The sequence below is a fragment of the Pedobacter sp. UYP24 genome, from assembly GCF_054057295.1.
In genome coordinates, this window is the sequence record NZ_JBSRZD010000005.1 from 102,495 (window position 1) to 115,674 (window position 13,180).

Below are 13,180 nucleotides of genomic sequence, written 5' to 3' on the forward strand. Positions count from 1 at the left end.
ACAGCAAGCCCGATAAAACACAAGGCTGAAAATCCCGTTATTAATGAAACTACTTTTATTCGATGCCCGAGAAACGACACTTCTTTAAAGGAATTAAAGGCAAAATTATATTGTCATTGTTGCTGGCTTGCCTATCATTGCTAACCGCTTGGAGTGTAAGTAAGTCTGTATTTCAGGAAATGTTAAACACGGTTGATAATGTATCTGCACCAAGCGCAAGGCTTGCTCTGGTAAATGCTATTTCCAGGAATATAAGCAGTCTGGACCAACAGCAAAAGAATCAGGCACTTATTGAGCCTGGTAACTACAATAAAATTTTTAAGGCATCATCTCAGTTGAGAAAACTTATAGATTCCCTGTCGATACTCTATGCCAGAGATTCAGTTCAAACAGCAAGAATTCTTACCATAAAGCGGCTGCTTATAGAGCGGGATAAGCAATTCCTTAACTACCTTTTGATCAGGTCAAAGTTGGTCAATAATAAGCCCCTGGCTGAAAAAATGAAGCAACTTAATGAGGTAGTTTCGAAAAGCCCAAGAAAAAAGGACAGTACAATTCTTGCGACTGAACAAAAAACATCCACCACAACATTTTCTCCGGATGATAAGAAGCCCAGGAGTTTGCTAGACAAGATATTCGGGAAAAATAAAGAAAGTGGAAGCGGTCAGTCGTTCATTATCAAAAGTGAGGAAAAAATTAAACGCGATACCATCGCCCTCGCTGCTCAGGACGCGATGATTAAAAACATAGAGCAGTCTTTAAAATCTATCGAAAATGAGCAGCGGCAAAAAAATGCGAGCTTCCTGAACCGCGAAGGTGAGTTGGCAAGTGTAAATAGCAAGCTTACCGTACAAATGCTGGAGGTGCTAAGAATGGTAGAAGGCAAAGTGCTTACACAAATTGACTTAAATGCCATTCAGGCAAAAAAGGTAGTAAATGGAGGTATAGATACCATTACTGCAATTTTTCTTGCATTTTTGCTAATTACAGTCGTGTTGCTTTACCTGATCCTAAGTGATATAACCCGAAGTAACAGGTACAGACAAGATCTTGAAGTTGCCAAGGATGAAGCAATATATCATGCACAGGCAAAGCACCGCTTTTTATCAAACATGAGTCATGAGATAAGAACTCCACTGCAATCAATTGTAGGCTATACAGAAATCATGAAGAGTGATAATGAAGGTAATCCGGCTCATATTCAAGCCATTTATAACTCATCTGAACATCTGTTGCAAATTGTAGATGAAATCCTGGATTATAATCGCATCATATCCGGTAAATTCAGTTTTCTCAATGAAGCCTTCAGTATGAGTAAGCTTCTTGATGAAATTATTAACGTGATAAAGCCTCAGGCAGAGAATCTTTCTTTGACGCTCATTACAAATTTTGAGCTAAATGATTTGAGTTTATTAAAAGGGGATGCATTCAGATTAAAACAAGTAGTTTTTAATCTTTTGGCAAACGCTATAAAATTTACCGAAAAAGGTGAAATCCTTTTATCAGTAAAATTTAAGAAAAAGCTGAATAATCATCATTTCACTTTTACAGTTGCCGATACAGGCATAGGAATGTCTGAAGAAGATACGAAAAGAATATTTAATGAGTTTGAGCAAGTCAATCTTAATCAGGCAGATTTAAAAAGGCAATCCGGTGCAGGTCTTGGTCTTACAATAGTTAAAGCATTAATTGAAGATCAAGGGGGTAGAATCTATGTTAAAAGTGAATATAAAAAGGGCAGCACTTTCACTTTTTATCTGACATTTGACTCAACAACAGAAACATCTAAAGAAAAGGTCGAAACCCAATTAAGTAGAGCGCCCTCTTATGGCAAGGTTTGGGTAGTGGATGATGATCCATCAATTCTCGAACTTTGCGGAATCATTTTTAAAAAGGCAGCGGTTGAATATAGGTGTTTCCAGAGTCCCATTGATTTGCTGGAGGCCAAATTAGACATAGATATTTCTCATATATTAATGGATATCCGAATGCCTGAAATGAATGGGGAGGAGCTATGCAGCCAAATTAGAACAAAACAAAAACACCATGTGAAAATAATTGCTGTAACCGCACAGGTATTGCCAGATGAGCGAAATCATCTTTTAGAAAAGGGATTTGATGCCCTGATTACCAAGCCATTTAAATCTGACCAGTTGTTAAATGCCATCAGCATAGATCAATTATCTTCATCAATTGATGCAGAAGTAGGCCACAGCAGATTGGAGAAGATGACCTTTGGCGATTCTGTATTAATGAAGCAAATATTGGATCAATTTACGAAAGACAGTATTGAAGACACTTTATTGATAAGGACAGGGTTAAAGGAAAATGATTTGGATAAAGTTTCATTGGTTCTACACAGAATAGCAGGTAGAACAGCACAGATTGGATTAGTAGACTTAGCTTCCCAATTCAGGGTAATGGAATTGAGATTGAGAGAAAAAAGTAATGAGGGTATTAATGAAAACCGGCAGGAAATATTCGCAATGCTTTCATCGTTGTCGCATGCACTTAAAGCACTGCAAAAAGACGAATTGAATTATTCGATCTCGTAGCGTTCCATTTTACTATAAAGCGTTTTCCTGTCTATATTTAGCAGTTTGGCCGCTTTTGATTTGTTGTACTTTACCTTTACAAGTGTTTCCAGTATAAGTGATTTCTCATTCACTTCATTGATTGCTTTAAGATCAGTCCCACTTGGTTTCTGATCCATATTAACAGCAATAATCATTTCTTCAGGCAACGATAATAATCCGGCAGTTTCCGTTGGCGTTAGCAGCACCATTCTTTTAATCACATTTTTTAGCTCGCGCAGGTTTCCTGGCCAATCGTACCTGATTAAAATGTCGGTTGCTTCAGGAGCTATAGTTCGCACTTCTCTTCCCAGCTCCATATTAGCCTGTTTAATAAAATGCTTAATGAAAATCTCCAGATCTTTCTCCCGCTCCCGCAAAGCTGGAATTTGTATTTTGAACTCATTCATTCTGTGGTACAAGTCTTCACGAAATATACCCTTGGAAACTGAATTTTTCAGATCGTCATTAGTGGCAGTAACTACCCTTACGTCTACCTTAATATTTTTTGTTGTACCCAGTGGTTGTATGGTTTTCTCCTGCAGGGCACGCAACAATTTAATTTGTACTTCATAGCTCAGGTTCCCTACTTCATCCAAAAATAGGGTTCCGCCATTTGCTGCCTCAAACTGACCTTTTTTATCATTTATAGCTCCAGTAAAAGCACCTTTGGAATGCCCAAATAGTTCACTGGCTGCAAGTTCTTTTGAAAGGGTGCCGCAGTCTATTGCAACAAAAGGTTTGTCTTTTCTTTTGCTTTGTATATGCAGCGCTCTTGCAGCGTATTCCTTTCCAGTTCCACTTTCTCCCTGTATCATTACCGACATATCTGTCGGTGCAACCAATGCGATATACTCGTAAAGCTTGTCGGCTATTTTACTTTTACCTTTAATGGCATCGTCATGATGTGCAAAATCAGCATTTATAGATTTATTCTCGGGTGTATTCAACGCCTTATTAATGATCATTAATAACTCATCGGGATTAACAGGCTTAGTGATGTAATCTATTGCGCCTAATTGAATTGATTTAACAGCGGTTCTTACATCGTTAAAACTTGTCATGATGATTAGCTGGAATTCCGTTCCCTTAGCTCTTAAAAAGGAAACTACATCCAGACCGGTTCCGTCAGGCAGTCGATAATCTGCCAAGATTAAATCAAAACTTTCATTTTCCAGTAGCGATATACTTTTTTTAACAGTATAGGCAACATCAGTTTGATGATTGTTCTTGCCTAAAAAGCCCTCTAGTATTTGAGAAAAGGTACGGTCGTCTTCAATGATAAGTATTCGTGCCATAGGGATTTTGCATCAGATGCCGTAAAAATACAAAACAACGCTGATATACCAGTGTTGGAAAAATAGCGGGTAATTTTACCTAAACTTTTTGTTAGCTTTGTTATATATGCTGTCTAAGAAAACTAAATATGCAATTAAAGCACTTGTAGCGCTTGGCAAAAATACAGGAAATCCGCCCATGCAGATCGTTAGGCTTGCTGAAATGGAAATGATACCCAGAAAATTCCTGGAACAGATCTTACTTGACATGCGAAATGCTGGCTATCTTTATAGTAAAAAAGGAGCCGGGGGTGGTTACAGCCTGAACAAAGATCCTAAAGACATCTACCTAGCAGATATACTAAGGATAACAGACGGACCAATTGCTATGGTGCCATGCGCCAGCTTAAAATTTTATCGCAAATGTGACGAGTGCCATGATGAAGTTACCTGCGGTATCAGAAAAACATTTATTGACGTGAGAGATGCCACTTTGAATGTTTTGGCTCAGACATCCATTGCAGATGTTATTGCAAGGGAAACAGATGAAAATATCCTAAGTTAGCATAACTTTCCTTAATTTTTCAGGACCTTAATCGCTTTTATATTTTTTCCATTAGCAGAGATAAATTGCAATATATATAGCCCTATGGGTATATTTGCCGTGTTGATTTCCATCTGATTTCCATCATTCCTGATCTCTTGTTGGAATACTGTATTTCCCATAATATTTCTTAATACCACTTGCGATCTTTCACCTGAGTTTAAGTTTGTATTGAAAGTGATTTTCTCCCGAAATGGGTTTGGGAATGCGGTGATCTGCAGTTCTTTTTCAGGTTCAACTTCCATCTTTTTTATCAGCAGTTGAAAGCGCGCTTCACCCTCAGTTGCAGGGATGTCTTTATTAATAGAAATTTCATTGCTCAAAATGGATCTCCCAACTTCCTGTTGTGTTCCCATATATTTGTCTATCAAAAAGGTTTCAATAGCTGTTGATTTTCCAGGATCGATTGTTAGTTTATAAGTTCCCGAAACTGCAACTTTAATGTACAGATCTACTTGTTTTGTAATATCCGTGAGCGCCCTTTCGTCTATAGCCAATTTCACCTTTCCTGAAATTCCTCCAACGTTTACTATTCCATCGCCTAGTTTAAGTGCATCTTCATCTGTAACGTCATCTGACCCTCCTTCTTTTAATTTGAGGATATAAGATTGCTTAATGTCTTCTTTTGAGAGTGTAATCGTAAGCATATTGTCTTTTAGGATATTTCCTGTTACAGAAGATTTATCGGACATCAAAACGGGTGTTGAATAAACTGGCCCAGTATACCGGGCTTCTTCTGTAAAGCTTATTGAGCCATCTGTTCTTCCAGAATTAACCCTAACAAAAAATGCACCGCCCAGCGGTATGATAGTCTCCGGAGATTCACTCACGATATAAGCATTGTTTAGTGGGTCAAATTGCCAAATATAGGGCACAATGCCAGTTTTCCCCAGGCTGCCCCATCTTATAGGCGAGGCATAGGGATTTCCAATCAGGTTAAATCCGTCCCCCTCGCTATTGGTATTCTTATTGCTCAAGGCAACGTTTAGGGTTCCATTAAAAAGTTGCCCCTTATATTTTATGGTATAAGATTCAGGATTAGAAAATGGATTAGTCTGAATCTGTCTGAGATATGCATCTTGAGCATATCGGCTTCCTCTAGAGTAAATATATATACCTTTACCCATCTGTATCTTATCGTTGATTGTTTTTACCGCAATATATTTTTGTGATAGCGTTCCAGGCAACGATTGATCATGTGTATAAACGGTAGCCCCATTTAGTGGAGATGGGTCAAAGCCGTTCAACTGCCCGCCATTGCCAGTAATGAATATTTCATTTTTCAATGCTTGCAGGTCATATTGCGTAATGCCGCCTGATGTAATGGTATATACAGGTGAGCTGAGTAACCGCCAGCCTCTGGCGGATGCAGGGGCCGCATAGCTTCCTGAAATAAATTGTTGTACTATCACCTCTCCATTGATACTTGAATTATTAGGGTCATTAATTGGCATTACTGCAGCCGTATTTGTAGCAGATGTGGAACGCAGTATCAAATTGCCATTAGAAATAAGTATTCCTTTTTTGGCTTCTACAAAACCTTTAACCTCAACAGCCGAATTAAGTACCAGCTTGAATAGCGGATCTGTTTGTTCGTTTTTAAGTCGCTGTACTTTCAATATTCCAGTGCCGCTATAATCCTGAACTTGCTGTACTCCTGAAAATCTGATGGTGCCGCCAGAGATATCAGAAGATATTGAACCATTGTTGAATACATTTGATGAAAATGTAAGTGTTGCCCCATTGCTAAGGATTATAGCACCTCCCGATGCCACCTGCGATATGCAGCTAGCCTGCATGTCTGCAGCCAAAGTCAAACTGCCACCCTTTTCAATGATGAGCTTATTCAGTGTGCTCTGACTGCCACCAGAATAGCGTACGGTTTTTCCTGAAGGGATAACTATATTCGCATTTAAACCCGGTAAGCTGGCTGGGCTCCAGTTTGAGGTTAGATTCCACTGATTACTGGATCCTGTAAATCTATAAAAACCGGAAGGACTATATTCCTCTGCAGATACGGTGTAGAACCTGGTGGGATCATTCTGGTTGTTATATTCAGTTTTCATCCATTCTGTACCGATTGTGATTTTCTGAATCCTAAGCTCGTCAATGATGCCGTAAAATTTGTTATTTCCCAGACGATTGCGGCCAATTCTTAGCGTGCCGCCAGACCCGAGGTGTAATGCTGGATTGGAGGCTGCGACAACTGGGATTCCATTCAAGTAAATGGTACCTACCGTTCCGGAAAAGATCACACACACATGGTACCAGGTTCCAACATTCAATGCAGTCAAGTTCTCTGTTATGCTTGTCGCAGCAGAGGGGCTCTTAAAAACATCCAGCACCAGTTTGTTATCCGTATTCATCCTCAACTGGTAGCCACCTCTTGCCAAACTATCGTTCGTCAATATGACTTGATCTCTGCCAATTTCACTAGGTTTTATCCATCCGGAAATACTAATGGTTGTACTCTCTTCAATGCCAGCATTGAAAGCCGCCGATGTAGCGTTAAACTCAAGGCCAAAACCTATTTTTGCAATCTTAAATGTATCACTGTTAGAAACGTCACTACTCAGATTCTGTGAGCCCGGTGCACCATATAGTGCATTCATGTGTAAGACTTTTGAGTAATCTGCATTCCATGTGTTTAGCGCTGGTGTTGAATATGGATTGTGCAGATTGGCTGGGGATGAACTTCCATAATAAAGGTAAATTGAAGTAGCTGTAGTGGTTGTCTTGTTTGCTGATAAAGCATTGATTTTAACCCAACATATTAACCTACCGGAGGCCGGTTCATAGTGCTCAACCTGAAAATTTAGCGGAATGCCGGGCGCAGTGCTTAAAGCAAATGAAATATCTTTACCACCAGCATCTTGTATTTTATTTCCACAGGTACCAGGGTAGTAGATCAGATCGTTGTCTGTAAGGTCTATCAACACCGGAAAGTCAACCAAATCATAATCTACCGTATTGGTAGAGCTATAAACTATGGTTTTGGCGATAACTTTACTTTTATCTATGGTTATTTTTTTGCGGTAATTGAAGCCGCTCATCCATGATTGTGCTTGCAAGCATTGGGCAGATATCATTATAATCACTAAGAATCCAGCGTATTTAAGGGTCATACTAAATAATTTCTGAGCCTAAACTGGATGGATTTTAAATAAGAAAACAACCTGAAGTGCAAAAATATTTTACAGGATAGTTGTATTTCTAAAAATAAACCCGTCAGATTTGAACTATGAAATACTATTTGCTAACATTCTTGCTCTGCATCATTGGATCTACTACTGCACAATATAGTGATCCGGGTCTTCCCGGCGGAGACCCGGATGTCCCCTTGGATGGTGGTGTAACCTTATTGCTTATTGCCGGGGTCTGTTACGGTATAAAAAGAATAAAAGAATCTAAGCAGTGATGCCTTCTTTTTTCAGAATGTAATTGTAGATGCCTTCAATCGGCTTTTGGAAGATTTTCCCAACGTTTACCTGGTTTTTTTTGCAAATCTCTCTAAGAACCTCTTCGTAGTAATATGCAATCGACCCAACAAAATGACAATTAAGGTCTTTATAATTTGGATAATCCTTCACATTGGTATCAACGAATTCCTGAAAACCCTCACGCAGGATGTTCAGTATAAAAGGGTGGTCCGTACGCCCGGTCATAAAACGACTAATAGATGCCAGAAATATGTTTGGTGCAGGTTTCTGATACACATTCGTGATGACCATTTCTTTATTCAAGTCAAACATCGCTTTAAATTCTGCACTAAGATCAGCAGGCATTTCATTGTATAGAAAACTTTTAATCAGTTTCCTGCCGAAATGGGTGCCCGAGCCTTCATCACCCAGAATGTAACCCAATCCATGTGCCCCGCTATGCACTTCTTTCCCATCGTAATAAGAAATGTTTGAGCCTGTTCCTAAAATACAGGTTATTCCTTCTTCATCGCCACAGGTAGCATAGGCAGAGCCTATAAGGTCATGCTCTACAGATACGTATGCATTAGTAAAATAGGAAGAAATCCCATTTGATATCACTTCAATTTTATCAGGTGAGGAACAGCCTGCTCCAAAAAAATAGATTTCCTTAACGCGATCTGCAAAACTTAATAGCTCCTTTTTCTTAGAAAAGATCTTGAAAATATCGTTCGCGTTTAAAAAATAAGGATTTATCCCCTGTGTGCTAAAACTAATTTTTTCATCGGGGCTATAACCCATCCAATCCGTTTTAGAGGAACCGCTATCTGCTACCAAAATCATTTGCTAAAATTAGTAATCTTATTGGATATTTAAGGTTCCGCTAATCTCTTTTAAACTGATCTCCGTAAGCTTCGCCTGATATTGTGCTTCCAGATATCTTGCAATGGCATCAATAGAATTTCGCTGTGCTTCTCTTAATTCTAAAGGAGCAATGCTACCTAATCTGTATTTTTCTAAAGTTATATTCAGGTTTTGCTTGGCAACTTCCACATTGCTCTTCTCAACAATCAGTAAATCCAGGTTAGTTCTATAGCTCTGGAATGTTGAAGTAAGCTGCGCATTGATGTCCAGCTTTGCCTTGCTTAAACCAAGCGCCGAGGAATTGATTTGTATTTTTGCGTTTCGCTCATTTTGCCGCTGTAGAAAACCATTGAAGATGTTTAAACTTGCTGTTAGCCCATAAGTTAGTCCGTTCGCACGCTGTTGAGTGTTAAATCCTGTCGGACTGGTGCTTTTTTGGTATTCATAACCGCTGTTAACTGCTAGTACAGGATAACGCTGCCCTTTGACCTGTTTCAAATTAAGTTCTGCTATCTTTTTATTGATAAATGCAATTTGTAAGTCTGGGTTTAATCGTTCTGTTTGACCAATCAAGGCGGCATAGTCCAGATTTGTATTAATGTCGAAAACTGTATCTACACTAAAAATAATGTTCAAATCTCTGGCCATTATCTGATTTAATGACACCATTGAATTCCTAAATAGGTTCTTTTCCTGAAGATAAGCAGATGTATCTGCATTGTAATCAACTTTTGCACTCAGCAAGTCGAGCTTTGAGCCTCTTCCTATACTGAGTTTGCTTTTGGTAATACTCAATCTTAACCTGGAAACGTTCATGGCACTGTCCCTCGCAATTACCAATTGCTGTTCTTTGGAAACCGTATAGTAAGCATTTAAAACGTTACTTATTGTGGTTAAAATGGTGGCTTTTGAATTTACTTCACCTTGTGTTTGTAGGGTTTTAAGGCGTTCCAGATTGGTAAACATTTGTAAGCCATCAAAAATTGTCCATCCAAGACCTACACCATAGCTCATGTTGGTATTGCGTACACCATTAAGTGTTTGTTGTGCCCCACTGCTTTGTGTTCTGGTAGTATTTTGAATACTTCCACCTTTACTAAAACTTCCATCCAGTTTTGGCAAAAGACCTGCGTTACCCAGATTCACATTGTTCTTGGTGATCTCCACATCGTTGCTCACTAACCTGATGTCGTAATTATTTTGGAGTGTTACCGTTACCGCTTCCTGAAGAGATAATTTCTCCTGTGCAGAAGCAGTGCTAAAAAAAGAAATTAGCAGTATCATTGAAGAAATTACGGATTTTATGATCTTCATACTTTAATTAATTAATTAATGGGTTCATTTTTCTCATTCTCAATTGCAGCAACTAAGGATTGTTCCAGGTCTTTATTGACCTTGTGTTCCTTAGACCAGTAAGAATAAACTGCGGGAATAACAAATAAGGTCAACACGAGTGAGAAAGTTGTTCCACCTACAATAACAACGCCCATGCCGATCCTACTTTTTGCTGCGGCTCCAAGTGCCATTGCAATAGGCAATGCCCCGATGGCTATGGCTAAACTGGTCATTAAAATGGGGCGAAGCCTTGAAACGGCAGCTTCCCTGATGGCATCATGTATACTTGCGCCTTTCTCCTTCAGCTGGTTTGCAAATTCTACAATAAGAATCCCGTTTTTGGTTACAAGCCCGATCAGCATAATGGTTCCAATCTGGCTGAAAATATTCCAGCTTTGTCCAAAAAGCCAGAGCGACAAAAATGCACCTGCAACGGCCATTGGTACGGTAATTATAATAATGATTGGGTCTATAAAGCTTTCAAACTGCGCACTTAATATCAAATAAACTAATAAAAGCGCAAGTCCGAATGCAAACAATGTATTTGAAGAACTTTCTTTAAAATCTCTGGATTCTCCCCCAAGGTCTGTAGAGAATGTTTCATCCAATACTTTTGCAGAAATTCTGTCCATCGCCTCAATTCCGTCACCGATGCTTTTTCCCGGAGCCAGTCCTGCAGAAACAGTTGCCGCAGTAAAACGATTGTTCCTATATAGTTGGGGTGGACTGCTCTCTTCTTTTGCAGTGACTAAATTGTCCAGTTGTATCAATTCATTCTTGTTATTTCTTACATAAACAGAACTTAAATCAAGCGGATCTTTACGGTCACCCACTTCAAATTGTCCAATTACCTGGTATTGTTTGCCATTCATAAAGAAATAAGAGAACCGCTGCCCACTTAACCCTAACTGTAGTGCAGAACCAATATCTGCGGCAGATACACCCAGGTTTTTAGCTTTATCCCTGTCAATGGTCAAGTTGATTTCGGGCTTGTTAAATTTTAGGTTAACATCAGAGGTGGTAAAGGTTGGGTCTTTGGAAACCTCATCCATAAAAATGGGCACTTTAGACCTCAGCTTTTCAAAATTTTGTGCTTGTATGATATAACTTATTGGTAAGCCTCCCCGTCTGCCCACAGCAATGGTTGGCTGCTGCGTTACGGTTACCTTGCCTTCAGCGTATTTTTTGGTTATGGAAGTTAATTTCGTCGCTATATCTGCTTGCGATCTCTCCCTGTCGCCCGGATCTACCAGGCCCATTCTAACGTAGCCGCTATTCGTAGAACCCGCACCGCCAAAACCCGGCGAGGTTATGGTAATATTCACTTTCTTTTCCGGAACTGAATCAGCAATGAGCTGTTGTATTTTCGTGACAAAGCGGTCAGTATATGCGAATGAGGATCCTTCTGGTGTGCTAACATTCATATTAATGGCACTCCGGTCATCGTAAGGGGCTGTTTCTTTAGGGATGATCGTCCAGAATAAAGCGATCAGACCTATGCAGATGGCAATAATTGGAACTGCAAGCCATTTCTTGTCCAGGAATTTATTCAGGTTCTCCGCATAACCATCGTTCAGTTTAACAAAATAGGGTTCTGTTATTTCATAGAATTTAGATTTCTTATGCCCCGTTTTTTTCATTAGATAGGCATTAAGCATCGGCGTTAAGGTTAACGATACAAAGGCAGATATAAGTACTGCCGCTCCGATAACGATACCAAATTCCCTAAATAGCCGACCTACAAATCCTTGAAGAAAAATCACAGGTAAGAAAACTGCTGCAAGCGTTATAGATATGGAGATTACTGCAAAAAAGATTTCGTTGGATCCTTTAATAGCGGCCTCAAAAGGAGAGTAACCCTCCTCCACTTTTTTAAAGATGTTTTCTGTAACAACAATCCCGTCATCCACCACCAAACCTGTTGCCAGTACAATGGCCAAAAGCGATAGTACATTTATGGAAAACCCGAAAATATACATGATAAAGAAGGTAAATACCAAAGATACCGGAATATCTATCAGCGGCCTTATGGCGATGGCCCAATCTCTAAAAAAGAGGTAGATGATGAGAATTACCAGGATAAGCGATAAGATAATTGTTTCAGCTACTTCAGTTACTGACGATTTAATGAACTTTGTATTGTCCAGTGAGATGTTCAGTTTAATGTCTTTAGGGATGTCTTTTTGCAACTGCTCAAAGCGCTTGTCGAACTCTTTTGAAATGTCCAGATAGTTTGCTCCGGGCTGGGGGATAAGGGCAACAGCAACCATTGGCTTTCCTGATTCACGCAATATCGTTTCTTCATTCTCAGAACCAAGCTCCGCGAAGCCTACGTCTTTTAGTCTTACCAGATTGTTGGAGTCGGTTTTTAATATCAGGTCGTTAAACTGTTCGGCATTAGTCATTTTACCTAACGTTTTCACGATCAGCTCAGTGTTTGCTCCAGTAATTTTCCCGGATGGGAGCTCTACATTCTCTTTATCCAATGCCGTGACAATATCTTGCGATGTTAAACCGTAAGCTGCCAGTTTGTTTGGATCAATGCGTATCCGCATGGCATATTTTCGCTGTCCATATATCTGTATGCTGCTAACACCTGATATGGTTTGCAATCTTTCTGCAATCACGTTTTCCGCATAATCACTCAGCTGAATCACGTTTCTTTTATCGCTTTGCACAGTCATGGTAATTACGGCGTCAGAATTTGCATCAGCCTTACTTACAACAGGGTTACCATCAATGTCTTTAGGTAAACTTCTTGCGGCTTGAGAAACCTTATCGCGAACATCATTGGCCGCGTCGTCGATATTTTTGTTCAGGTTAAACTCTATTGTAATGTTACTGGTTCCCTGATTGCTGGAGGAGGAAATGTTCCTGATTCCATCAATTCCATTAATAGATTTTTCCAGAGGTTCTGTAATTTGCGACTCGATAATGTCTGAGTTTGCACCAGGATAAGATGTCCGTACAGAAACTACAGTAGGGTCAATGTTGGGAAATTCCCTTACCCCTAGGAAATTATAGCCAATAACTCCAAAAAGAAGTATAGACAAATTCATTACAATGGCCAGAACCGGCCGTTTTATACTGGTATTTGAAATACTCATG

General features: G+C 39.5%; 8 protein-coding genes. 3 read left to right on the top strand and 5 right to left on the bottom strand.

Going from position 1 to position 13,180, the window contains the following annotated elements:
- Nucleotides 1-62: 62 nt before the first annotated feature.
- Complete coding sequence (locus tag ACVWYN_RS11475) at nucleotides 63-2,555, top strand: ATP-binding response regulator (RefSeq protein WP_457289004.1); 2,493 nt, start codon at nucleotides 63-65, stop codon at nucleotides 2,553-2,555.
- On the opposite strand, the gene ACVWYN_RS11480 is transcribed toward ACVWYN_RS11475, so the two are convergent.
- Complete coding sequence (locus ACVWYN_RS11480) at nucleotides 2,540-3,871, bottom strand: sigma-54-dependent transcriptional regulator (protein WP_457289005.1); 1,332 nt, start codon at nucleotides 3,869-3,871, stop codon at nucleotides 2,540-2,542. The two genes, ACVWYN_RS11475 and ACVWYN_RS11480, sit on opposite strands and share 16 nt — an antisense overlap.
- Nucleotides 3,872-3,977: 106 nt before the next feature.
- Here ACVWYN_RS11480 and ACVWYN_RS11485 point away from each other — a divergent pair, with 106 nt between their 5' ends.
- Nucleotides 3,978-4,415: an RrF2 family transcriptional regulator gene (locus ACVWYN_RS11485; RefSeq protein ID WP_457289006.1), complete on the top strand. Its 438-nt coding sequence runs from the start codon at nucleotides 3,978-3,980 to the stop codon at nucleotides 4,413-4,415.
- Nucleotides 4,416-4,426: 11 nt separating this feature from the next.
- Here ACVWYN_RS11485 and ACVWYN_RS11490 read toward each other — a convergent pair whose 3' ends face one another.
- Entirely contained in the window at nucleotides 4,427-7,579 is a 3,153-nt protein-coding gene (locus ACVWYN_RS11490) for a DUF2341 domain-containing protein (protein ID WP_457289007.1), read from the bottom strand.
- Nucleotides 7,580-7,695: 116 nt separating this feature from the next.
- Between ACVWYN_RS11490 and ACVWYN_RS11495 the strand changes: the two genes are divergently transcribed.
- On the top strand, nucleotides 7,696-7,872 hold the full coding sequence (locus ACVWYN_RS11495) for a PID-CTERM protein-sorting domain-containing protein (protein WP_457289008.1): 177 nt from the start codon (nucleotides 7,696-7,698) through the stop codon (nucleotides 7,870-7,872).
- Here ACVWYN_RS11495 and ACVWYN_RS11500 read toward each other — a convergent pair.
- The 3 genes from ACVWYN_RS11500 to ACVWYN_RS11510 are packed head-to-tail and all read right to left on the bottom strand — an operon-like array spanning nucleotide 7,862 to nucleotide 13,179.
- The gene (locus ACVWYN_RS11500) at nucleotides 7,862-8,716 is read right to left on the bottom strand and encodes an N-acetylglucosamine kinase (protein WP_457289009.1); all 855 of its coding nucleotides are present in this window, start codon (nucleotides 8,714-8,716) and stop codon (nucleotides 7,862-7,864) included. The genes ACVWYN_RS11495 and ACVWYN_RS11500 overlap by 11 nt on opposite strands.
- A gap of 18 nt (nucleotides 8,717-8,734) precedes the next feature.
- The gene (locus ACVWYN_RS11505; RefSeq protein ID WP_457289010.1) at nucleotides 8,735-10,051 is read right to left on the bottom strand and encodes a TolC family protein; all 1,317 of its coding nucleotides are present in this window, start codon (nucleotides 10,049-10,051) and stop codon (nucleotides 8,735-8,737) included.
- A gap of 11 nt (nucleotides 10,052-10,062) precedes the next feature.
- A complete protein-coding gene (locus ACVWYN_RS11510) occupies nucleotides 10,063-13,179 on the bottom strand; it encodes an efflux RND transporter permease subunit (RefSeq protein ID WP_457289011.1) in 3,117 nt (1,038 codons plus the stop codon).
- Nucleotide 13,180: the final 1 nt, after the last annotated feature.